Genomic DNA, 23,237 nt, shown 5'->3' on the forward strand with positions numbered 1-23,237 from the left:
GGTCGATCCCAGCTTTTTTGTATCCCTTTCATACAGAGGCGGCGAATGCCTGCAGTTCCCGGTTGAAACGGGGCGCGTGCTCCCAGAAGGTGTTGTGTCCGGCTTCCGGGTAGAAGGAAATCTTCGCGTTGGGCAGCAAGGCGGCGTTGTGTTCGGCGTGGCGGGGGAGAATAACGGCGTCTTCGGTGCCATGGGTGATGAGGAAAGGTTTTTGGAGAGTCGGCAACAGGTCGTCATTACCCGTGGCACGGCTCATCAGCCCCTGGCGGACGTAGGGCGGGACGACGGCGTTGAAGCCGAGGAACAGGTAGTATTCCTCCGGCGGGAGGGGGTTGTAGGTGCAGAGCTTGAGGAATCTGGCGAGGCCGTCGACAGCTTCGGTGATATCGCCGGAAAACATCGCCTGACGAAGGGGGAGGTACTTTTCGCCGGTGGCGGCGATGGCTGCGGGCGTGCCGATGCAGGTTCTGGCGCCGACGAGGTTGACGCCGGCGATGCCGTCCTCGCCGTAATGGCGGAGGTAATCGAGAACGATCAGGCCGGCGTAGGACCAGCCGACAAGGACAGGGCGCTCGAGCCGCAGGGCGTCGATGACGGCGGCGATATCTTCCGCCCACAGCCGTGATTCGCCATAGGCGTCGCGGGGCTTGTCGGAAAGTCCGTGACCGCGGTTGTCGAGCGTTATGAGGCGGAATTCGTCTGCCAGGGAGGAGTTGGTCTGTTTCGCCCATACCAACCTACACTGGTTGAACCCGTGGATGAAAAGGATCGGTCGGCCGTCGGCGCGACCCGTCTCTTCTACATAAAGGCTTACTCCGCCGCCGCCGGCGACCCGATGGCTGGCAACAGAATGAGTTTTTGCCATGATTTCGGCCTCCCGTTCATGTTCGGTTTGCGTCCGCCTTCAAGCAAGAGGACGAAGGCGGTCTGCCGTCAGTTTAATGCTAGACCTGCGGGCGGCGGTTGTCAAGGACGGGGTTTTGCAGGATATTGGCCCATGCCGGGCAGAATAAAACAGTTACCGGGCGGAGTGTTAGCTATAAACGGGGCGGCAGCGCGAGTGCCAATTGGTTCACGTGCCGCAAAAGGTCCGGTAAGGGCAGGCGGATGGCTCCGGGGGCGTGGAGTATTCGGTCTGTGCGGCGGAGTAGGCGAAGGGTACTGACAAAACGTCGATGAGTCGCTCCATCACGGAGTAGTCGCCGTGTTTCACCGCACTCTCGAGCGCGGCCTCGACCCGGTGGTTGCGGGGAATTATTGCCGGGTTGGTGTCGCGCATAAGCTGTTTCGCCGCGGCGGCAGGCTGTTCCTGCCTTCCGAGTCTTGCCAGCCAGCGCTCGCGCCAGCCGGCAAACTCAAGGCCGGCGAACATACCATGTTCCCCCGGCTCATCGGCGGTCAACGTCCGGAAAGTATTGGTATAGTCGGCCCGATGCTTCTGCATCAAGCCGAGAAGGTCTTCGAAAAGATCGTTATCGCCAGTTTCCTCGTTGAACAGCCCCAGTTTCGCCCTCATACCCGCGAGCCAGTTGCGTTGATACAACTCTGGATATGTGGAAAGCGCATCTTGAGCAAGCTTTATCGCCAGCGCCTCTTCGGGATGCAGCAACGGCAGCAGGGTTTCGGCGAAGCGAGCGAGATTCCAGCCGGCGATGTGTGGTTGATTACCGTACGCATACCGTCCGTTGACGTCGATGGAACTGAACACGGTAGCCGGGTCATAGGTATCCATAAAGGCGCAGGGGCCGTAATCAATAGTTTCACCGCTAAGGGTCATGTTGTCAGTGTTCATCACCCCATGGACGAAACCGACCAACTGCCATTTGGCGATCAGCGCGGCCTGGCGCTCAATCACAGCGTTCAGCAGGGAAAGATAGCGGTTTTCATCAAGCGGGACGGTTGGGAAATGACGCCTGAGCGTATAGTCGGCCAGGATCCGGAGATCGTCGGTGGTCCCCCTGGTTAGGGCATACTGGAAGGTACCGACGCGAAGATGGCTGGCCGCCACCCGGGTAAGAACCGCGCCAGGCAGCATGGTTTCCCGGACTACGTTTTCACCGGTCGACACCACGGCGAGGCTGCGGGTTGTGGAAATGTCTAAGGCATGCATCGCTTCACTGATGATGTACTCGCGCAGCATCGGCCCGAGTGCCGCTCGGCCGTCGCCACCACGGGAATACGGCGTTCTTCCCGAGCCCTTCAGTTGGATATCTAGCCGTTCGCCTTCGGGAGTAAGCTGCTCGCCAAGTAGAAGGGCCCGGCCATCCCCCAGTATGGTGAAATGCCCGAATTGGTGCCCCGCGTAAGTCTGAGCGAGCGGCACCGCGCCTTCGGGCACCCGATTGCCGGCAAGCGTGGCCACTCCTTCGTCGCTTTGCAGCGCCTGAATATCAAGTCCGAGAGTTGCGGCCAAGGGACGGTTAAGAATAACCAATTTTGGCGATCGCACGGGCGTGGGGTCGAGGATGCGGAAAAAAGGTTTCGGCAGTCGGGCGTAACTATTGTCTAGGTTCCAACCGGTCGTTGTAGCTGTTTGCGCTTTTGTCATCCTTCCTCCTTATCCCGGCCGCAATAGCCGTCGGCGAGCCTTGGTCGTGCCGCGATACAATTCGTATGTCGATTTTAGTATGGATCCGGGCAATTGAAATATGTCCGTCCCGGCAATGAGTAAAAAAGAAGGCGCTCGTGCCCAACGATTGCGAAGCGAAATCTCAGGCGGAAAAGAGTGCATTTCGGGGTGGAGGCTAACGAATGGAACTTGTTATTGAGGGTGGGGCCAGGGAGTATATTATGGCCAAGGCACGTGACAGAAGCATTGCCCTGCGCGTCGTCGAGCGCCCCGGCGGGGTGTGAAGCGGCGGTAAATGCGGGGATAGTCCCCGTTTCCCGTCCGTGCGACTGGGTAAACCGCCGCGTAGCGAAACTTACGAACAAAGGGATGTGGACGGCATAACCGTCTATTACCGCGACAGCCTGTCATCCGCATTCACACGGGTTACGGTAAAGGTCGAGAAGATTCTGTTCTTCAGGCGCCTCGTCGTTGCCGGCCAAAGGTAAGGACTCCATGCCCGTCCCGGTTTTCCGCCCGGACGGCGTGTCGACAAATTAGGGTGATTAGGCAGGAATAGAGGGCCGAAGGTAAGAATTATTTCTGGCAATGGACGATCGCCTCCGGACGAGCCTGTTGTGGCTGCCGGAAATGCCGGAATTACCGCGCGGTCGGTCGGGAGGAGAAAAACTGTGGATAGTGAGCAGATGGATGTCAAACAATTAGCGGGGCAGCATTTCCGTGAGGGCTACAACTGTGCCGAGGCGGTTTTGCGGTCCTTCAACGCGGCGCTCGATCTGGGGCTGGGCGATGACGCCCTGAGGCTCGCCGCCGGCTTCGGGGGCGGCATCGGTCACTCTGGCTGCGTGTGCGGCGCGCTGGCGGCTTCGATTATGGTGCTGGGAGCGCTTCAGGGGCGGAGGAGCAACGAGGAGAACCGCGACGAAGCGTACCGTCTGAGCCAGGGTTTCCACGACCGTTTCAGCGGCAGCTTCGGCGGGACTTGCTGCCGGGCGCTCAATCCTCATCCGTTCGAGACCAGGGAGCATCTGCGCGGCTGCCTGAAAATCACCGGTCGAACAGCCGAGCTGCTTATGGATTATATCCGCGAAAACGGCATCGCCAAAAAGGACCCTGGCCCACAAAGCCTTTAGTGTGGAGATGTAGTGCTTCGTTTGTATACTTGTCGGCTGGCAGGAGATCTTCGTTTTTCCCTTGTATATAATGATAGGGGGAGGGGATCTTATGTATTCCGAGAAGGTAATGGAGCATTATATGATGCCGCGCAATGCCTGGCACATGCCGGAAGCGGACGGAGTGGGCTGCGTTTACAGCGGCGAATGCGGCGACAAGTTTACGATGTTTATCCGCGTTTGCGGCGACATCATCCGGGATGTCAGCTTCCTGGCCAGCGGATGCGGGGCGGCAATCGCCGCCGGCAGTCTCACGACCATGCTCGCCAGAGGCAAGACCATCAAGGAGGCGCTTAAGATCACCGAAGAGGACGTGATCCGCGCCCTGGGCGGGCTGCCAGCGGCGAAACAGCACTGTTCCGACCTGAGTGTCAGCGCGCTGCAGACGGCGATAATGGATTACCTGGCGAAACAACAGCGTGAGATAAAAGAGTTTTTCGAGAATTAGTCGCCTGCTTATACGAGCTGCGAAATAACGCACCGGTACCCGGAAGGGTGCCGGTGCATCTTTGTTTCGGGCGGTTGCGGGACATGCGGCGGGCGGAAGGGCAGCACGCCGCTAGCGTTGTCCGAAATAGCGGAAGGCCAGCATCGTGATATCGTCCGACTGTTCGGCGCCGTCGGCGTGGGCGGCAACGGCCCCCGCCACCGCCCCCAGCAGGTCCTTACAGCTCAGGGACCTGTGCGTGGCCAGTTCTTTCGTCATCCTGTCGTCGCCGAACAGTTCTCCCCGGCAGTTCATCGCTTCGGTGACGCCGTCGGTGTAAAAGAACGCCGTGTCGCCCGGGGCCAGGAAGGCCTCACTCTCGGCGATCTGCAGTCCTTCCATGACTCCCAAAGCGGCCCCCTGCGTCTTGGGAAGATACTCCGAGCTGCCGTCGGCGCGCAGCACGCAGGGCAGGTTATGGCCGCCGTTCGCGAAGCGGCAGCGGCCGCTGGGCAGATGCACAACCAGGCAGAAGACGGTGACGAACATGCAGTAGTCGTTGTTCTGAGCAAGGTCGTCGTTAAGGTGGCGCAGTGCTTCGCCGGGAGAGTCGCCGTTCTGGAGGAAGGCTCTCAGCAGGGTGCGGGTGACCGCCATGAAGAGCGCCGCGGGAACGCCTTTGCCGGAAACGTCGCCGATGGCTACGCAAATGTGCTCGTCGTCGGGCATGAAAAAGTCGTAGAAGTCTCCGCCCACCTGGCGGGCCGGGTTCATAACCGCGTATAGTTCGAACTCCCGCCGATTGGGGAAGGGGGGGAAGGTCTTGGGGACAAGGTCCATTTGGATATCGCGGGCGATCCTGAGCTCGCTTTCGATCCGCTCGCGGTTCGCCGCCGTCTGTTCCAGCATGGCGAGGTGGACCTTTAGTTCGTTGCGCATGGTGGTGAAGGACTCGGCCAGCCGGGCGACCTCATCCTTGCCGCGAAGCTCGGGAAGCGGCGCGTCGAGGTCTCCGGTGGCGAGGGTCCTGGCAGCCTTGTCCAGCTTTAGCAGCGGCCGGGTAATGGAGCGGGCGATGAACAGCATAACCGGCAGCAGCAGCAGGAACCCGATCAGCCCGATCGCCGCTTCCTTGCGGCTAAGTTCGATGACTTTGGCGGTCATCGCCTCCTGGGGGAAGAATACTCCCAGCACCCAGCCGGTGGAAGAAATCGGCTGATAAAGCAACCAGCCTTTTTCATCGCTGACAATGTTATCGTAGCGGATGTAGCCGCTGCGGCCTTTGACCATTTCGCGGCCAAGCTTGCGGAGGAGGGGGTTGCCTTGTTCCTCGGCGCGGCTGAAGATGTTTTCTTTAAGAATAAAGTTTTTCTGCGGATGGGCGACATAGGTGCCGTTGCGGGACAACAGAAAAGCGTAGCCGTTCTGCTCCAGCGGCAGAGACAGCAGGAGTTCGTGGAGCCATTCGAGCGATACGTCGCATTTTACGACGCCGATGAAGGAATTCTTGCCGGTCTGAGCATAAAGGGGCACGGAGTAGGTCACCATCAGTGTATCGTTGCCGCTGCCGGCCGAATGGGGCTCACTCCAGCAGGGAAGGAGGAGATTGCGCGGCAGGGCGTACCAGTCGGTAACGGTATAATTGGCGCCTCCGGCAGCGAGGTTGCCCCGGGCTACCCGGTTGCCGACCCGGTACACGGACGGGGAAACGCCGCCTCCGGCCCGGGCCATGTAAGCCGGCTCCCAAGCAACAGCGATCCCGGAAATCTCCTCATTATCGGCTAGTAAGCGCTCCAGCAGCGGGTAAAGGCCGTCCTGCGCATCGGGGCTCATTACCGTGGCCGCTGCCAGGCCGCCGGCCACTTTCTCCACCGTCGTTTCCACCGTTAGTATTCTGTTGGCGGTGGCGTTTGAAAGCTGCCAGGCCTTGGCTTCGAGTTCCTCCTCCAGCATATGGCGCGCCTCAAGGTATCCGTAGCCGATGACCGTCGCCAGGATTAAGGCGGCGGCGGCCAGTACAGAAGCGAACAAGCGCCAGCGGATACTCATGTTATGGAACACGGGCCGTCACCTCGCCTGTAAACGCCTCGTACGTGGGCTGGCTATGGAGCATCTTCTGCCCCCTCATCATCTGGACCGTTTTTTCGTAGTCGTCCCTGGCCAGCTTGCCGAGTGTCCAGGGGTCTTTGCCACCGGGCACGATGCTTGTCAGGATTTTTTCCAGCATCCATTTCATATGGGGGCGGTTGGTGGCGACATTAGCGGCGGTGACGTATTCCATAGTAATGTCGAGGGCTTCATCAGGATGTTCGGCCGCGTACCGCCACCCTTCCAGCGAGGCCGCCCGGAAGGCCGCGACCATTTCCCGGTCCAGTCTGATGGTGTTTTCCGTACAGTAGAGGCCGTCCTCGGGAAAGCCGAAGCCATAGTCTTTCAGAAAGAAGACGCTGCGTTCGTCCTCGTTGACCCCGGCCTGGTACAGCATGTGATATTCGTTGTAGTACATGGCCGAACAGGCGTCGACGCCCCTGCGGAGAAACAGGTTGACCGAGTAGTACTGGGGGTAGATCGCCGCAGGCTCCACTCCTTCGGCTTGCAGCCACGCCAGATAGGGTGCCCGGAAGTCTCCTTCCCAGACGCTTATCCGCCGGCCGTCGAGATCCCTGGGAGACCCGCCGGCCCAATCTTTCCAGCTTATCATCAGCAGATTCGACCTGTTGACGATCTGAGCCACATTGACGAGCGGCAGTCCTTCCTCGCGGCGGATGAGGGCGGTCGACAGCCAGGCGCTGACAAAGTCGACATTGCCGTCGGCAAGCTCGTTCATTGGGTCAAGGCCGGGGCCGCCGGCGATTATCCTGACATCAAGGCCGTGTGCCTTATAGATTCCTTTGGCGGCGGCCACGTAATAGCCGGCGAACTGGGCCTGGTGGGTCCACTGGAGCATCAGTTCCACCGGCTTCCCCGCGGCGGCGGCCGGGGGCGTCGGGGATAGCAGGGCGGCCGCCAAAACGGCGGCCAGGACGATCAAGAAGGTTTTATTCGGGCGCATTCTTGATTACCAGCGTCAGGATATTCCGGTTGTCGCGGCGGTGGTAATGGACTTCGTCGAGCAGGCGTCTGATAAGGAATATTCCCAGCCCCCCGATTTCCCGATTGTCCAGGTCGGCCTGAATATCCGGCGCTTCTGCGGCCAGCGGATCGAAGGGTACGCCGTTGTCGCTGAAGTCTACCTGCACGGCGACGTCCGAACGGGAGATGCGGATGGACACCAGGCCGGGAGGGACCTCGTAAGCATAGCTGCAGATATTGGTAACCGCTTCTTCGGTCGCCAGTTCCAAATGCATTACCCTCTTGGGGTGGACGCCGACCGCCGCGGCGTTCTCGGCCACGAACGCAACCATCTGGGGAATATTCTCGATACTGGCGGTGAAGGTGTTTTCCGCTACCTGTTTCATTTGCCGCCACCCGCCAGAGCTTGTTCCACGTCCGCGAAAACTGGCAGGAAGTTGTCGAACCCCGAGAGGTCGAACACTTCCTTGACGAGACCGGTCAGAGAGCAAAGGGACAGGCTGCCGCCGGCGCCTTTGAGCTTCTTGGCGATAGCTAAGATGCTGCGCAGGCCGGCGCTGCTGATGTATTCAAGGCCGGAAAAATCGATGACGAACCGCTGGTGGCCCTGTTCAATAAGGGTCGCACAGCTTTTTTCGAACTCCGGGGATGAGGCGATATCCATTCGCCCTTCCACCTTTACCACCAGAAAACCCTTTTCCTGATAAGACACAAATTTCATCAGACCATCTCCTATCTGCCGGCTCCAGGCCAATTCGTCGTTTTATGTCGTACTAACTACACTTTTTTCTATAGCATGGAGAATATTCCTTCCCCAAAGCGCAAACAAAGTGTGCCGGTCAAACAGAGAAAAGGCAGCGAGGATAACCGTCTCTTGATTTGCCGGCCGGAATGACTTTGAGCCGGTACTATGTACATTTTTTCACTTTCGCAATATTGAAAAAAATTCATTGACAAGTTATAACTATATAACCTAATATTTATATAGTGGTCTGACCATCATACCGAGTTTTCGGGAGGGGGTTCTATGAAAGGATTTCAACAGCGGGAACTGGCGTCCGTCATCGAGATTGACCGCAGGAAATGCAAGGGCTGCGATGCCTGCAAGACGTTTTGTCCCGCCGGCGCGATTACCGGCAAATATGGCGCCGTACATAGCGTGGATAACGAGAAATGTCTTTTCTGCGGCCAGTGCCTGGTCAATTGCCCCTTCGGCGCGCCCCAGGACACTGTCGACAGCGTCGACGCGGTCATCGCCAAACTTAAGGACAGCCGCGCTACCGTCGTAGGCGTTATCGCCCCTGCGGTACGAGTCGCCATCGGCGAGGAATTCGGCCTGGAACCCGGCACCCTGGCCACCGAAAAACTCTACGGAGCGATGCAGCAGGCCGGCTTCAAAATCTTCGACAACAACTTTGCCGCTGACCAGTGCATTATGGAGGAAGGCAGCGAACTGATCGCCAAGATCCGCCACTTTGCCCTGGGCGAACCCGCCCATGGACACCTTCTCGGGCCGCTCCCCCAGTTTACTTCCTGTTGCCCGGCCTGGGTCCGCCACGCCGAGCTTAGCTATCCCGATATATTACCGCACCTCTCGTCGGCTAAATCGCCCCAGCAGATGGCCGGAGCACTCGCGAAAACTTATGGTGCCAACACGGTTTTCAGGGTGAGCCCGGAAAACATGTACGTCGTCGGCGTCATGCCCTGCACAGCCAAAAAATTCGAAGCCTCAAGGCCGGAGTTCGGCAGCGCGGCCCTTTACTGGCGCAAGCAGGGCGCGACAGGCAATTACCCCGATGTCGACACGGTTATCACCACCCGCGACCTTGCCCGGCTGCTTAAAAAGATGAACATTTCCCTTGCCACCGCCCCCGGCGTAGCCGATGCCGACAACCCGCTCGCCCGCTATAGCGGCGCCGGTACCATCTTTGGCAACACCGGCGGCGTGATGGAAGCGGCGCTCAGGACCGCCTATTTCGTCATCACCGGTCGGGAACTCGCCACCCTCGAATTCACCCCGGTACGCGGCCTGAAGGGCGTCAAGGAGGCAAGTGTGGCCATGAAGGATGTCAAGACCGGCCGGGAAATTGTTCTCAAGGTGGCCGTGGTCCACGGGATCAAGGAAAATCTCGCCCCCGTGGTGGCCGCCGTTGCCGCCGGCACGTCGCCCTACCATTTCATCGAGGTGATGAACTGCCCCGGCGGCTGCGTGAATGGCGGCGGGCAGCCTATCAACCCGATGGGAACGTCGTGGATCGACAAGTTTAAAGTCGTTCTGCCGTGGGCATAAGGAGGTATCGACATGGCAAAGTACGATTACGTGGAAAAAGCCATCAAGGTGTCCCGCCGCGAGTTCCTTGGACTGGCCGGAGCGGGAGCCGCCCTTCTGTGGGCGGGCGCCTACGTTACCACCGATATTTTCGTCGACCGCACCAGATACATAAAAATGCGGGCCGCCGGGATGTACAAAGACGATGCCAAGGCTAAAATACGCCAGAGCCACAACAATCCGGCGGTCGCCGAAATGTACGGAAATTTCGCCGGCAAGCCCCTGAGCCCGCTGGCCGAAGAACTCTTCCACACCCGCTATGTGAACAGAACCAGGCTGGGAGGGAAAAGTTGATGGACCATCATGACGACGGACAGCGCGTCCTCAAACATCCCCTCTGCTCGCGCCTCTTCCACTGGGGGCTTATTCTCGGTTTCCTGCCAGCGGCTTTAACGGGTTTTGTCATCTGGTACAAACCGGGGAGCGAGGACTTCGTCAATCTGGCGATGAAAATCCATATCGCCGGCGCCGCCGTCCTCACCGTCTCCTGCGTCCTGTACGCGCTGTTGTGCCTCGACCGCATAGCAGGCTTTATCAGGCGCAACTTTTCCTGGGACGACCGCGACGTCGGCTGGCTGCTCGTGGGCGGCGGCTACCCGCAGAAGATGCTGTTAGGGAAAAAGATCCTCGTGCCGCCCATGGGCAAGGTCAATTCCGGTCAAAAAATTTTCGGCCTCTGTCTGTTGTTCCTCGGTCCCGTTCTCATCGTCACCGGCTGGATATTGTACGCCTTCATCCCGTTGGCTCCCAAAGAACTTATCAGGATCACAAACACCGTCCACCTTGTCCTTGGCCTTTATATGGGTCTCTTCCTTTTCGTCCATATGTTTCTCGGTGTTTACAACTGGGGCGAGTTCAAGGCGATGTTCGGCGACGGCACCCAGCCGCTGGCCGAAGCCGCGGACCACAACCCGCTGTGGGTGGATAAGGACATCGAACCGGTCGCGGGCCGGGGGACGGAAAAAAACAGTTATGTGCAGAGGGCCTGAGGTGCCGGATTGCGCGCAAAAATGAAAGCTTCCGAGGCTAATCCTCGGAAGCTTTCGTTTTTGCGCCTATTTCTCTGCCTGTACGGGCTCCGGCCGCTTCACCGCGGGCAGGACGTTTTCGATGAAGAAGTCCCGCACCGTCGCCCCGGAGACACTCTGCACGTCGCCCTCGTCGATCTTAACCGACACCGCCCGGGAGCAGACGCCCAGGCAAAAGGATGCGTGGATTTCGACCTCGTCGACGACATGGTATTCTTCGACCAGTTGCTGGAGGGAGTTGATTACGTTGTAGGAGCCTTTAAGGTGACAGGCGCTGCCGATGCAAACCCTTATTTTCATAATGCACTCACGCCTTTCTGCGATACTCCACATGGAGTAGCTTGTGCACTTTGCCCTTTAGCAGGCCGCTGTAAAGAGCCATTATCACCGGGTTTTCCTCCGAGCGCTTGATGCTGCTCATGCGGTCGGCGTCATACAGGCCGGCGCTGCGGCGCTTTCTGCCCTCTTCGTTGGTGACCGGCTGGCCGGCGCCGGCAATGCAGCCGCCGGGGCAGGCCATGACCTCGATGAAGTCGTAGTGCTTTTCGCCGCTCTTGATCTGCCTGATAAGGTTGTCGGCATTCTTGAGGCCGCTGACGATAGCGATCCTCACTTCGCGGCCGGCGTACTCGATGCTCGCTTCCTTGACGCCGTGAAGGCCGCGGACGCCGGTGAAGGCGAGCGCCCTGAGCGCGGACACCGACTTGTCGTCGGCGAGTCGCCGTATCACCGCCTCGGTGACGCCGCCCGTAACCCCGAAGATCACGCCGGCGCCGCTGACGGCCCCGAACGGCATGTCAACCGATTCGGGCTCGACTTCGGAGAAGACAATGCCGGCCTCCCGGATCATCTTCACAAGCTCCTGGGTGGTAATGACGTAATCGACGTTACGGACGCCGTTTTCCATGAATTCATCGCGGGCGCCCTCAAATTTTTTGGCGGTGCAGGGCATGACAGCCACGACGACGGTCCGCCGGTTGGAATGACGGTAATGTTCCTTGAGCACCGAGGCGAACATCTGCATCGGCGACCGGCAGGTGGAGATGTTGGCCATAAGCTCGGGGTAGTTGTTTTCAGCGAACTGCACCCATGCGGGGCAGCACGAGGTGAACAGCGGCAGTTTTTCGCCCTTCTGCAGCTTCGCCAGAAATTCGCCCGCTTCTTCGAGGACGGTGAGGTCGGCGCCGGTGGACGTGTCGAACACTTCGTCGACGCCCATGCGCTTTAGCGCGGCAACGATCCGGCCCATGACATTTTCACCCTCGGCGAGGCCGAACTCCTTGCCGATGCCCACCCTGACCGCCGGGGCGATCTGCACGACTACCTTGGCGTCCTTGTCGCTGATGTCCTGCCACAGTTTGGCGGTGTCGTCGCGGACGACGATGGCGCCGGTCGGGCAGACGGCGGCGCACTGGCCGCACCCGACACAGTTGGTGTTGGCGATCGGTTCGTCGAAGGCGGGGCTGACGCGCATCTTCGAGCCGCGGTAGGCGAAGTCGATGGCGCCGACTTTCTGGACCTCGTCGCACATCCGCACGCAGTCGCCGCACAGGATGCATTTGCTTTTGTCGCGGACGATGCAGAGCGAGGAGGTGTCGAGGTTGGGCTCGCCGGAAGTGTTGTTGAAGCGGACCTGTTTTATGCCGAACCGCTGGGCCAGCTCCTGCAGCTTGCATTTGCCGTTCTTCTCGCAGGTGGTGCAGTCGCGGCAGTGGTTGGCAAGGAAAAGTTCGAGGATCATCTTGCGGTATTTGCGGAGCCGGGGCGTGTTCGTGCGGATTTCCATACCCGCCTTGGGCGGGGTGGAACAGGCGGCATGGATGTCGCCCCACTTGTCTTCGACGACGCACATGCGGCAGGCGCCGTAGACCGACAGCTCCGAGTAATAACAGAAGGTGGGCAGATCGATGCCGATTTTACGGATGACGGCGAGGATATTTTTTTCCCCGGTTATTTCCACCGGTATGTTGTCGATCAGCATGAACTCGGTGCTCACGGCGTCAGTCCTCCTTTATCGCCTTGAAGGCGCATGATTCGAGACACGCGCCGCATTTTACGCATTTGCCGGCGTCGATGACGAACGGCTCCTTGATGGCGCCGGAGATGGCGCCGACCGGACAGAGGCGCGCGCATTTCGAGCAGCCCTTGCAGAGCGCGGCGTCGATGTAGATCTTTTTTAGCTTCTGACAGGTCTTGGACGGGCAGCGCTTTTCGTTCACATGGGCTTCATATTCGTCGCGGAAGTATTTGATGGTGCTGACGACGGGGAAGGCGGCGGTTTTACCGAGGCCGCACAGGGCGGTGGCGGAGATGGTGTCAGCCAGTTCTAGCAGCATGTCGATATCACCCGCTTCGCCCTGGCCGGCAACGATCCGTTCGAGGATCTCGAGCATCCGCTTGGTGCCTTCGCGGCATGGCAGACATTTGCCGCAGGATTCGTTCTGGGTGAAGTTCATGAAGAAACGGGCCACTTCCACCATACAGGTGTGTTCGTCCATGACGACCAGTCCGCCTGAGCCGATCATAGCGCCGGCTTTTTTCAACGAATCGAAGTCGAGCGGCAGGTCCAGGTGCTGGTTGGTTAGGCAGCCGCCGGAGGGGCCGCCGATCTGTACGGCTTTGAAGCCCGCGCCGCCGCGGATGCCGCCGCCGATGTCGAAAATTACCTCTCTGAGGGTGGTGCCCATAGGAACTTCGATCAAGCCGGTGTTCTCGATGTTGCCGGTGAGGGCGAAGGCCTTGGTGCCGGGGCTTTTTTCCGGGCCGACGGTCTTATACCAGGCGGCGCCTTTGAGAATTATGAGCGGCACGTTGGCAAAGGTCTCGACGTTGTTCAGGACGGTAGGTTTTGCGTAGAGTCCCTGTTCTACGGTGCGCGGGGGCTTGACCCGCGGCATGCCGCGGTTGCCTTCGATGGAGGCGGTAAGGGCGCTGCCCTCGCCGCACACGAACGCGCCGGCGCCTTTACTGATCGATATGTCGAAATCGAACCCGGAGCCGAGGATGTTCTTACCGAGCAGGCCGCATTCCCGGGCTTCGGCGATCGCCGTCTCCAGGCGATCGATCGCCAAAGGATACTCGGCCCGTACGTAAATATAGCCTTCGGAGGCCCCGCAGGCGAAGCCGGCGATCATCATGCCTTCGAGCATCCGGTGGGGGTCTCCCTCCATGACGCTCCTGTCCATGAAAGCTCCCGGGTCACCTTCGTCGCCGTTACAGACGACGTATTTTTGCGGCTCTTTCTGGCGTTTTACCTGGGACCATTTACGGCCCGCCGGGTAGCCGCCGCCGCCGCGGCCGCGGAGGTTGGATTCGTCGATCTCCTTGACGATTTCGTCGGGTGTCATGGCGAAGAGGGCTTTTTCGAAAGCGCTGTAACCGCCGATGGCAAGATACTCTTTAAGCGAGGTGGCGTCGATGTGGCCGCAGTGCTCAAGCACCAGTCGGGTCTGCTTCTTGTAGAAGGGGATGTCTTCCTGGGTGGGGTAGGTCTGGCCGTTCTTCTTGTAAGCCAGCCGCTCGATGAACCGACCGCCGACAATCGTTTCGGCGACAATCTCGGCGCAGTCCTCAAGCTTTACTTTGATATACAGCCAGCCCTGCGGCTCGATTCTTACCAGGGGCCCCATTTCGCAGAAGCCGTGGCAGCCGCTTTTCTTGACGCCTACCTCTTCGCCGTGGGGCTCGTGTTCGAGATTGACGGAGCAGGCAAGTCCCTGTTCGTTTATCAGCCGCACCAGTTCGGCGTGAATGTCGAGCGACCCGCCGGCTACACAGCCCGTGCCGGCGCAGACGAGAATCTTCTTTTGCTGGGCCTCAAGGGCGTTTTTATACTTGGCCCTGGCGTTTTGCAGGGCTTCCCTGGATAGCAGCATGTCAGTTCGCCTCCTTGAGTTTCGCGAGCAGTTCGCTGGCCTTCTCCGGCGTCATGGCGGGGTAGACCTTGTCGTTGACGGTGAGTACGGGAGCGAGCCCGCACGCGCCAAGGCAGGAAACGGTTTCCACCGTGAAGAGGAGATCGTCGGTGGTTGCCTTGCTTTCTGACAGTCCCAGCTCTTTTCGCAGGCGCTCAAGGATGGGAATGGATTTCCTTACATGGCAGGCGGTGCCGTCGCAAATCTTTATCACGTATTTGCCTTTGGGCTCCAGGGAGAAGTTCTCGTAAAAGGTCGCGACGCTGTAAATCCTGGCGGTGCTAATGCCGAGCTTTTCCGAAAGGTACGGGAAGGCTTCGCGGGGGAGATAGCGATACTTCGCCTGGGTGTCCTGGAGGATAGGGATTATATTGTTCGCTTTGTGTCCGTATTTTGTCAGAATGGCATCCAATTCCCCGAAGTCGATCGCAGCTTTCATGGCGTGACCTCCATTGATATTGTGAAAATTTTAACTTACTTTTAGTGTACACTTTCGCTGGTCTCTTAGCAATAAGTTTTGTGAAAAATTTCTCAATGTCCGGCGATTAATTTTTGCCACTTGTTTTGCGCCATCTCGCGCACGTTTGCCGATCTTGCCACGAAAAAAAGCGCGGAACGTTTGCACGTTCCGCGCGGGTGCTTGGCCAAAAGGCTACAAATCGATTATAATCGGCAGAATGACCGGCTTGCGGCCGGTTTTGCCGAACAGGTATTTACCTAGAGATTCGCGGATGCTGCTTTTCAGGGGGGCCCACTCTGTTATCGGCTTGTTTTCGCCGCGTTCCAGCACTTCTTTGACGACCCTGCGGGCGTCCCTGATCAATTCTTCGGAGTCTCTCATATAGATGAAACCGCGGGAGACGATGTCTGGCCCCGAGACGACAATGCCCCGCTGCTTATCGAGGGCGAGGACGACGATCATCACGCCCTCCTGGGACAGTTGGCGGCGGTCCCTGATGACGATGTTGCCGACATCGCCGATCCCGGCCCCGTCGACGAAGACCTGGCCGGCGGGCACCTTGCCGGCGAACCGGCCGGTTTCGGCGGTGAATTCGAACACATGGCCGTTCTCGCCGAAAAAGATGTTTTCCCGGGGAATACCGACGCCTTCGGCGATCTTGCCGTGGTTCTTCAGCATGCGGAATTCGCCGTGGACAGGGATGAGATATTTGGGGCGGACGAGGTTAAGGATCAGTTTCAGTTCTTCCTGGCTGGCATGGCCGGAAACATGGATGCCGGACGATTTTTCGTAGATGACTTCGACCCCGAGGCGGAGCAGGCCGTCGATAATCCTGCCTACCGAACGTTCGTTGCCGGGGATGGGCGTGGCTGAGATCACCACCGTATCCCCCGGGTTGAGCTCGACGTTGCGGTGGCTGCCGTGCGCCAGACGGCTAAGGGCTGCCATCGGTTCGCCCTGGCTGCCGGTAGTGAGAATGAGGATGCGGTTCGCGGGGTAGCGGTTGATTTCGTCGATATCGATCAGGACGCCTTCGGGTATGCTCATATAGCCCAGATCAATAGCCTTGGTGACTACGTTGACCATGCTGCGGCCGAGAACGGCGACCTTGCGGCCGTACTTGCAGCCGGCATTGATAGCCTGCTGCAGACGGGAGACATTGGAGGCGAAGGTGGTGAGGATTATTCGCCCTTTGGCGGCGGCGAATCTTTCGTCCAGAGCCTCGCTGACGGTGAATTCTGATTTGGTGTACCCGGGTCGCTCGGCGTTTGTGCTGTCGGACAGGAGGACCAGAACACCCTGGTTGCCGAGCTCGGCGAACTTGTGAATGTCGATGATCTGGCCGTCGACCGGGGTCTGGTCGATTTTAAAATCGCCGGTGTGGACGACTACCCCCACCGGCGTCCGGAAGTATATTCCCAGAGCGTCGGCAATCGAGTGGTTGACACGGATGAAGCCGATTTCGAACCGGCCGGCCTTGATGATATCTCCGGCCGCGACCGGGACCAGCTTTCGGTCAGTGACGTTGTTCTCCTTCAGGCGTCCTTCCACCAAGCCCAACGTCAGCCGGGAGCCGTAGACAGGAACGTCGGCATGGCGCAGGAGGTAGAAAAGCGAGCCGATATGGTCCTCGTGGCCGTGGGTCAGCACGACGGCGCGGATTTTATCCTTGTTGTCGATCAGGTAGGTCATGTCGGGGATGACCAGGTCGATGCCTAGCATGTCTTCATCGGGGAACGCCAGCCCGCAGTCGAGGACGACAATGTCGTCGCCAAACCTGAAGACCGTCAGATTCTTGCCGATCTCGCCGAGACCACCCAGGGGGATGATCATAAGCTTGTCCTGCTTGTCCAAGTCGATCCCTCCCATATATGCCGCTTCAGCCGGGTATTCAAACCGGGACCCCTCAAGGCTCCCGGCCGTGCATCACGCCGGAGCGGAAGCGGCGAACGTTTTCTTCATTACCAGTCTGTCCTCGCCTGAGCCGTATTCGTCGGTCAATGAACCGATGTCCTTAAAGCCCAGTTTATCCCGGTATACTTTGATGGCGGCCGCGTTATTGGGGTCGACCGTCAATTCAACTGCGGCGATTCCCTCTTGCGACAACACTTTGAGCGATTTGGCCAGCAACTCGGTGCCGAAACTGCGGCCCCGCCATTCTTTGGCGATGGAAATACCGACCACGTATGCTTTATTTCGGTCGTTCCAATCGAGCAGGTATTGGATGGCGCCGATGATTTCCCCGTCTTTGCGGAAAGCGAATACCCGTCCGTGCCTGATGAGGGGAACAAGATGCCACTCGTTCATGCCACCGGCGCCGAAAGCCTCGGTTTCCAGTTCTACCAGACGCCTCGTTACGCCAGGTTCATTCTCCGTTATCAGCTCGATCATCAGTTGTCAGCCTCCTCCCCGGAATACCTTTTTAATGTACTTCGAGCCTGAAGCAGATAACAATCCGGAATAAGTAAGCTTAAAAGCGATATTGTCGCCTACCCTGATTTTGTCGTCGGCCTCGGTGATATCGACAATCAGGTGATCGCTGCTGGCGCCGAGGATTGACATCTTTCCGTCGAGGGGAACAAGGCCTTCGATGTAGACGTCTTGGCGTCCCAGCGCCAGGATCGCTCTTTTTCTCGTGCCGGTGTCTTCGAATTGCGGCAGGTTGCCGAAAGCGTCGCGGCCGATATTGCCGAAGGGCACAGAGGGCTTGGTTTTCAGTTCGATTATCTCGGCGTGCAGCATGAAGGCGTCCTGATACAACCAGGGGATAATGCGATTATGCGAAGTGTCGGTGCCCAGCAGGATGCCTTCGCCGATTCTCAGCTGGGTTATGCCGGCGGGGATTTCTTCCTTTTCGAGGAGAAACAGGGATGACGTCCCTCCTCCGGAGACGATGTCGAGCTTGAAGCCCAGGTACTTCTCGACCGCCCTGGTTATCGTGACCAGCAATCCCAGGTTTTCCGTTGCTGGCAGCACGCCCCCGAAACAGCCCATATTTGTCCCCAGCCCCACCAGCTTGACGCCGTTGATTGTCGCGACCTGTTTGGCGGTTTCCAATACATGCTGTGTGAGAACGCCTTCCCGAAGGTCGCCCAAGTCAACCATCAGAACGACATTGTGTATTTTGTCCAAGGACAGGGCCGCTTCGCCTAGCGCTTGCATAACCGCTATTTCAGAATTAACGCTGGTGTCGGTATAGCGGACCACGTTGCCGACATTGCTCAAGCGCGGTATGCGGAGCAGGGTAATGGGAAGATTGAAGCCGTTTTTTCTCAGGTCGAGGATGTTTTCCATCCGGGCGTCGGCCAACCCGTCGACCCCGCCGGCAATAAAGGCGGATACAATCGGGGGGATTGCGCCGAAGCCTTTGGTGACTCCGAGTACTTCGATGGACTGGCGGTGACATCGTTCCACGACCTGAGCGGTATTGTATGTGATTTTGTCCAGGTCGATTTCCAAATGTGGACTCACACAAGGCACCTTCCCTTGTCGTTGCGGGCTCTGTCTTTTAATGTAGGGTGTCCTGAGCCGCAACCGTTTATGTCACTTTTTGGATACGGCCGGTCCGGCCAAGAAAGGCACATCAATTGCTGAATGATGTGCCCCGTTGACGTTTTAACGCGCCGGTTGTTTTTTCTGGTAACTGGTGGGCCCTTCTTCGAAGCCGACTTGCTTGAGCCACCATGCCGGGTAGAACACGGCTTGGGCGATGCCTTCGCGGGTGTTCAGGTAACCGTCATTGTATTTAAGGTATAGGTTTTCGGACAGCGTCCACCATTCTCTCAGGACGTCGCCGGCGAGGTTATCGCTGTAGCGGGTGAGCAGGCGGCGGGCGGCTTTTTCGTCGCCGTTTTTCCAGAGAGCAAGGGCGTTACTTTCCACCTCTTGTTGTTTGGCAAAGGCGGTTTTTTCGAAACGGTCGCGAACTGCGTGGATGTCTTTGATCATGTAAGAGTATTTCAGCATGGCGTAGTTGGCCACATAGTTAAAGGCCATCCACATGCTGCCGCGGTCGAACTTGAGAAGGTCGGCGCGCTGTATGGGGGCAGGCAGGTCGAGCGCGCCGGCGTAGAAGGGCATCAGCACGGCTGTGGCCGGGCGGTCGGGGCCGAACCAGGTAAGGCCGCCGATGGCGTCCGGCAGCCAACTGCGAGACTGGTTGACATAAGCATAGACGCAGCGATAAATGTTCAGCGGGCGTTCGAATTCGCCGTTCAGCGGCGTGAGGCGGCCCTCTTTGTCGGCCACTGATTCGGCCTGACCTTCGAAGCGGTTAGGATTTCCGAAGGGGCCTGCCGCCAGGCCTTTGGTCAGGTCGAATTCCGTTCCCTCGTAGTTGTCGCGGTGGATGGAGAAAAGGTCTTCGACGGTCAGTTTGCGATCCGGTTTGATGGCAAACGGGTAGGTGCGCGTGAACGGGCCTTCGACCCAGGCCGGCAGGTCGAGCGAGGGCGCCGCCAGGGACTGGGCGCGCCATACGCGGCGCAGGGAGTAGTAGGGATGATGGAACTCGCCGTCGCCGTAAACACTGGTGAAGTCGAGGGGGCCGTTCGCGGGGTCCCACCAGCCCTTCTGCCGGGCGACAGTGAATATGTTGGTGGAATGCATCATATCCGGGTCGCCTTCACGTACCTCGCGGATGCGGAATTGGTTGGCGGCTACGAAGAACTTGTCGTCGGGTACCCGCTGGGCGACCCATATGCCGCCGGTGCCGTTCATGTCGTAGCCGCACATTTCCATGACCCAGCCTTCGTTGGGGTCGGCCACGAGCAATGTCTCACCGGTGCCGTAGTAGCCGTATTTTTCGATCAGTTCGCCCATGAGTTTTACCGCCTCGCGGGCTGTTTTGGTCCGTTCGAGCGCGACGCGGGAGAGTTCGGAAGAATAGAAGATGCGCTTGCCCGGCGCGGGCTCGGGATGTACTTTCGCCTTGTCGGTGCATTCGCCGATGGAGACCTGATGTTCGTTCATGATGCCGTAGTTGGCGTCAAAGTAGGCGTAGGTATGGGCGACCTGGGGGATATAGCCCAACGGTACGTTCGGAGGGGCGTCGCCTGTATCGTATCCGGGGCCGCGATCCTTGGTCACTATGCGGTGAGCTTCGCTCCCGCCCCACTGGGGCTTGAAGTCCAGGGCGCAGTGGGAGTAGAATACCGGCCGGAGTGAACCCGGTTTATGGTCTTTTGCCGGGATATAAATGAGTCTCCCGTCGCCCAATCCGTCATCGGAGTGGGAAACCAGCACTGATCCGTCAGCGGAGGCGTCCTTGCCTACGATGGTCGTGGTGCAGGCAGTAGCGGGAGACACGGTAATGGTCATGCAGAACACGATGAGCAGCAATAACAGTAATTTTTTCAAAAATGATCGCTCCTTTCAATTACTGAGAGGTTTCTGAATCCCCTTTCCGGTTTTTATTGCATCAGTTTCGGCAGCTTAAGGAATATTCTGCAATTATTATACTATTTTTTGGCCGGTTTTACCACCGATGCCAACTTCGACCAGTAAGCTAATAACAAGCTCGTCTTCCGCCTGCTCATTTTTACGGCGGAATGGAGACAGAATTTGGCTGGTGCGGCGGCCGATAATCAGCGGGAAAGTCCCCACAATAGTAAATGATGAATATCGCCGACAGACTGCGGAGGTGGTCGAGGCTTAATATGAGGGAAATACTCGTCATAAGACTGAGCGCGATCGGTGACGTTATCCACTGTACGCCGGTGGCATCGTCGCTCAAGGCGGCCTGGCCGGACTGCCGGATAACCTGGCTGGTAGGCGAGGTCGCCGCCGATCTCGTCAGATACAATCCGTATGTCGATGAGACGATCGTCTGGTCGCGGGAACGGTTCGAGCGGCACCTGCGGGATTTCGAGCTGGGCAGGGCGGCTTCCCTGTGGCGGGAACTGCGCGATAGCTTGGCAGGACGGCGTTATTATGCCGTTCTCGACGTGCACGGACTGTTCCTTACCGGGGTGATCGCGAGGCTGGCGGAGACCGAGCGGCGTATCGGTTTAAGCGGAACGAAGGAGCTTAACGCGCTGTTCATGGACGAAACGGCGGCGCCGGTGGGCCATCATATTACGGACAGGTATCTCGGGGTGCTGCGGCCGCTGGGCATTGTGCCGACGGAACGGCGGCCGATGCTCGCCGTGCCGGAGAAGGCCGAACAGGCGGCGGAAGCGTTGCTGAGCGAACTGGCCGTGCCCAGAGGCGGGCGAATAGCGGCGCTGGCGCCGGGGACGACATGGCCGGCGAAGAATTGGCCGGCCGCCTTGTATGCACGGACGGCCAGGCGGCTGGCCGGGGATTTCGCCGTCATGCTGTGCGGCGGCAGTGCTGAGGCGGCGCTGGGGCGGGAGATAGCGGCGGCTGCCGGCGTACCGGTGGCGGACGCGACAGGAAGGACGGGGCTGCTGGAGTTGGCGGCGCTGTTTGCGAAGGCGTCGGTGGTGGTGGCGGGAGACACCGGGCCGCTGTATATGGCGGCGGCGGTGGGAACGCCGACGGTGGGCATTTTCGGGCCGACCGACCCGGCGCGGCTCGCCCCGCCGGGGGAGAAAAACGCCTTCGTCGTCAGCAGGCAGGCGTGTTCGTTTTGCTACCGAAAAACATGTCCCAAGGGGGTGGCCGTATGTATGAGCGGCGTGAACCCCGAACTGGTGGTCAGACAGGTATACAGGGTAGCTGGCCGGCCGCGGCCGCGCGTTCCGGCGGCGGGCAGCGGTTTCCGGGGGGCGGAACCGGGCCCCGGGGACCCTGCGGGTGTCAGGATGCGTAAGTAATAATGCGGCGGCCGTCTGGATGTCGAGATAAAAGCCGTTTTCACACTGTGAAACTTTCTCGGCGATGTCGACAGCCGGCAGGCAATTGTTGGCATATGTAGTATTAATATTTTAGGACTAATATGCTGCCCCTTCCGGAAGGGGTTATGAGGGCTGGTTGCTAAGGCCAATAAGCGGGAGGAGATGCTAAATGACGATGATCACGAAGGAAAGCTTGCCGCAGGCGGTGGAAAAGGCTCTGGCGGCGGCGCCGGTCACCGACCTTCACACCCATATATTCGCGGCGGGGTTCGGCGACCTGCTGCTATGGGGCGTGGACGAGCTTGTTACTTACCATTACCTGATAGCCGAGAATTTCCGCTACACCGGCATGCCGTACGAGCAATACTTCACGCTTGGCAAAAAGGAACAGGCCGACCTAATCTGGCGGAATCTATTTATCGAGCATTCGCCGGTAAGCGAGGCCCAGCGGGGCGTTCTCACCGCGCTGGCGAAGCTCGGGCTCGATGTGGGTTCACGCAACCTTGCGTCGTTCCGGGAGTTTTGCTCCTCGTTCACTCCCGGTGAATATATCGACAAGGTATTTGCGACCTCGGGGGTCAGTACGGTGGTGATGACGAACGATCCCTTCAATGCCAAGGAACGCGCCGTGTGGCTCGGAGGCGGTTGCGACGACAGGCGTTTCCAGGCGGCGCTCAGGCTGGACCCGTTGCTCAACGCCTACGACCAGACGTACTTGTCGCTACGCGAATGGGGTTACCCTGTCGACAAAAGGCTCGACCGCACGAGCGTCGAGGAGATTAAGCGGTTCCTGCGCGAGTGGGCGCAGCGGATGAAGGCTTTGTATATGGCCGTATCTCTGCCGCCGACGTTCGCCGTGCCCGAGGATTCGCTGCGGTCGCGGCTGATTGAGGAATGCGTGTTGCCGGTGGCGAGGGAGCTCGACATCCCCTTCGCGATGATGATCGGCGTCAATAAACTTGTCAACCACAAGCTGGGCGACGCTGGCGACTCGGTGGGCAAGAGCTCGGTCAGACCGTTGGAATATCTGTGCGAGAAATATCCCGACAACAAGTTCCTTGTCACGATGCTGGCGCGCGAGAACCAGCACGAGCTGGCGGTGACGGCGCGCAAATTCCGTAACCTGCTGGTGTTCGGCTGTTGGTGGTTCCTGAACAACCCCTCGCTCGTGGAGGAGATGACCCGTATGCGGATGGAGCTGCTCGGCCTGAGCTTTGTGCCGCAGCACTCGGATGCGCGGATTCTCGATCAGCTGATTTACAAGTGGGACCACTCGCGGAAGATAATCGGCAAGGTACTGGTTGATAAGTACGGCGATCTGCTGGCAACCGGCTGGAGGCTCGACGAGGCGGAACTGAAACGGGACGCCGAGGGGCTGCTGGGCGGCAACTTCTGGCAGTTCATCGGCAAAGAGCCTATGATGTGATGCTATCGCCAAAGCGGCCCGGCCCAGGTGGCCGGGTCGT

21 protein-coding genes are annotated in these 23,237 nt (G+C 59.0%); 7 read left to right on the forward strand and 14 right to left on the reverse strand.

All coding sequences use genetic code 11. The features are described from left to right. Positions 1–28: 28 nt before the first annotated feature. Positions 29–865: an alpha/beta hydrolase gene (locus tag Q4T40_01175; GenBank protein MDT8899861.1), complete on the reverse strand. Its 837-nt coding sequence runs from the start codon at positions 863–865 to the stop codon at positions 29–31. 207 nt (positions 866–1,072) lie between these two features. Then, a complete protein-coding gene (locus tag Q4T40_01180) occupies positions 1,073–2,548 on the reverse strand; it encodes a YdiU family protein (GenBank protein ID MDT8899862.1) in 1,476 nt (491 codons plus the stop codon). A gap of 692 nt (positions 2,549–3,240) precedes the next feature. Between Q4T40_01180 and Q4T40_01185 the strand changes: the two genes are divergently transcribed. Together Q4T40_01185 and Q4T40_01190 are read left to right on the forward strand one after the other, a co-directional pair. Then, positions 3,241–3,702, forward strand: coding sequence for a C-GCAxxG-C-C family (seleno)protein (locus Q4T40_01185; protein MDT8899863.1), 462 nt, complete (start codon positions 3,241–3,243; stop codon positions 3,700–3,702). A 91-nt stretch (positions 3,703–3,793) separates the two neighbouring features. Next, the gene (locus Q4T40_01190; protein MDT8899864.1) at positions 3,794–4,189 is read left to right on the forward strand and encodes an iron-sulfur cluster assembly scaffold protein; all 396 of its coding nucleotides are present in this window, start codon (positions 3,794–3,796) and stop codon (positions 4,187–4,189) included. 111 nt (positions 4,190–4,300) lie between these two features. Here Q4T40_01190 and Q4T40_01195 read toward each other — a convergent pair whose 3' ends face one another. From Q4T40_01195 to Q4T40_01210, 4 genes are read right to left on the reverse strand one after another with little or no spacing between them, the layout of a single operon-like run. After that, positions 4,301–6,229, reverse strand: a complete 1,929-nt coding sequence (locus Q4T40_01195) for a SpoIIE family protein phosphatase (protein ID MDT8899865.1) — start codon at positions 6,227–6,229, stop codon at positions 4,301–4,303. After that, complete coding sequence (locus tag Q4T40_01200; GenBank protein MDT8899866.1) at positions 6,219–7,220, reverse strand: ABC transporter substrate-binding protein; 1,002 nt, start codon at positions 7,218–7,220, stop codon at positions 6,219–6,221. The genes Q4T40_01195 and Q4T40_01200 overlap by 11 nt, the downstream gene beginning before the upstream one ends. After that, positions 7,207–7,626: an ATP-binding protein gene (locus Q4T40_01205; GenBank protein ID MDT8899867.1), complete on the reverse strand. Its 420-nt coding sequence runs from the start codon at positions 7,624–7,626 to the stop codon at positions 7,207–7,209. Before Q4T40_01205 ends, Q4T40_01200 begins: the two co-directional genes overlap by 14 nt. Continuing rightward, a complete protein-coding gene (locus Q4T40_01210; GenBank protein MDT8899868.1) occupies positions 7,623–7,961 on the reverse strand; it encodes an STAS domain-containing protein in 339 nt (112 codons plus the stop codon). Before Q4T40_01210 ends, Q4T40_01205 begins: the two co-directional genes overlap by 4 nt. A gap of 306 nt (positions 7,962–8,267) precedes the next feature. On the opposite strand from Q4T40_01210, the gene Q4T40_01215 reads away from it, so the two are divergent. From Q4T40_01215 to Q4T40_01225, 3 genes are read left to right on the forward strand one after another with little or no spacing between them, the layout of a single operon-like run. After that, positions 8,268–9,530 (forward strand): [FeFe] hydrogenase, group A, encoded by a 1,263-nt coding sequence (locus Q4T40_01215; GenBank protein ID MDT8899869.1) that lies wholly within the window; start codon positions 8,268–8,270, stop codon positions 9,528–9,530. A gap of 12 nt (positions 9,531–9,542) precedes the next feature. Then, entirely contained in the window at positions 9,543–9,863 is a 321-nt protein-coding gene (locus Q4T40_01220; protein ID MDT8899870.1) for an iron hydrogenase small subunit, read from the forward strand. Beyond that, positions 9,863–10,558 (forward strand): cytochrome b/b6 domain-containing protein, encoded by a 696-nt coding sequence (locus tag Q4T40_01225; protein ID MDT8899871.1) that lies wholly within the window; start codon positions 9,863–9,865, stop codon positions 10,556–10,558. The genes Q4T40_01220 and Q4T40_01225 overlap by 1 nt, the downstream gene beginning before the upstream one ends. Positions 10,559–10,624: 66 nt before the next feature. Here Q4T40_01225 and Q4T40_01230 read toward each other — a convergent pair whose 3' ends face one another. The 8 genes from Q4T40_01230 to Q4T40_01265 form a co-directional block, all read right to left on the reverse strand. Then, positions 10,625–10,897, reverse strand: coding sequence for a (2Fe-2S) ferredoxin domain-containing protein (locus tag Q4T40_01230; GenBank protein ID MDT8899872.1), 273 nt, complete (start codon positions 10,895–10,897; stop codon positions 10,625–10,627). Between the two features lie 7 nt (positions 10,898–10,904). Then, on the reverse strand, positions 10,905–12,593 hold the full coding sequence (locus tag Q4T40_01235) for a [FeFe] hydrogenase, group A (protein ID MDT8899873.1): 1,689 nt from the start codon (positions 12,591–12,593) through the stop codon (positions 10,905–10,907). Positions 12,594–12,597: 4 nt separating this feature from the next. Continuing rightward, positions 12,598–14,472 carry an NADH-quinone oxidoreductase subunit NuoF gene (gene nuoF, locus Q4T40_01240; protein MDT8899874.1) on the reverse strand — a complete coding sequence of 625 codons (1,875 nt, stop codon included), beginning with the start codon at positions 14,470–14,472 and terminating at the stop codon, positions 12,598–12,600. Between the two features lies 1 nt (position 14,473). After that, complete coding sequence (locus Q4T40_01245; GenBank protein MDT8899875.1) at positions 14,474–14,950, reverse strand: NAD(P)H-dependent oxidoreductase subunit E; 477 nt, start codon at positions 14,948–14,950, stop codon at positions 14,474–14,476. A gap of 213 nt (positions 14,951–15,163) precedes the next feature. After that, a complete protein-coding gene (locus Q4T40_01250) occupies positions 15,164–16,825 on the reverse strand; it encodes a ribonuclease J (protein ID MDT8899876.1) in 1,662 nt (553 codons plus the stop codon). A gap of 72 nt (positions 16,826–16,897) precedes the next feature. Next, the gene (locus tag Q4T40_01255; protein MDT8899877.1) at positions 16,898–17,362 is read right to left on the reverse strand and encodes a GNAT family N-acetyltransferase; all 465 of its coding nucleotides are present in this window, start codon (positions 17,360–17,362) and stop codon (positions 16,898–16,900) included. Between the two features lie 6 nt (positions 17,363–17,368). Beyond that, positions 17,369–18,442, reverse strand: a complete 1,074-nt coding sequence (locus Q4T40_01260) for an alanine/ornithine racemase family PLP-dependent enzyme (protein MDT8899878.1) — start codon at positions 18,440–18,442, stop codon at positions 17,369–17,371. A 144-nt stretch (positions 18,443–18,586) separates the two neighbouring features. Continuing rightward, the gene (locus Q4T40_01265; protein MDT8899879.1) at positions 18,587–20,329 is read right to left on the reverse strand and encodes a C69 family dipeptidase; all 1,743 of its coding nucleotides are present in this window, start codon (positions 20,327–20,329) and stop codon (positions 18,587–18,589) included. Between the two features lie 299 nt (positions 20,330–20,628). Between Q4T40_01265 and Q4T40_01270 the strand changes: the two genes are divergently transcribed. Both Q4T40_01270 and Q4T40_01275 read left to right on the forward strand, forming a co-directional pair. Then, positions 20,629–21,750, forward strand: a complete 1,122-nt coding sequence (locus Q4T40_01270; protein ID MDT8899880.1) for a glycosyltransferase family 9 protein — start codon at positions 20,629–20,631, stop codon at positions 21,748–21,750. 190 nt (positions 21,751–21,940) lie between these two features. Continuing rightward, a complete protein-coding gene (locus tag Q4T40_01275) occupies positions 21,941–23,197 on the forward strand; it encodes a hypothetical protein (GenBank protein ID MDT8899881.1) in 1,257 nt (418 codons plus the stop codon). The last annotated feature ends 40 nt before the right edge of the window (positions 23,198–23,237 follow it).

The sequence above is a fragment of the Selenomonadales bacterium 4137-cl genome, from assembly GCA_032334055.1.
In the GTDB taxonomy this organism is placed as follows: Bacteria; Bacillota; Negativicutes; order Sporomusales; family UBA7701; genus Anaeroselena; species Anaeroselena agilis.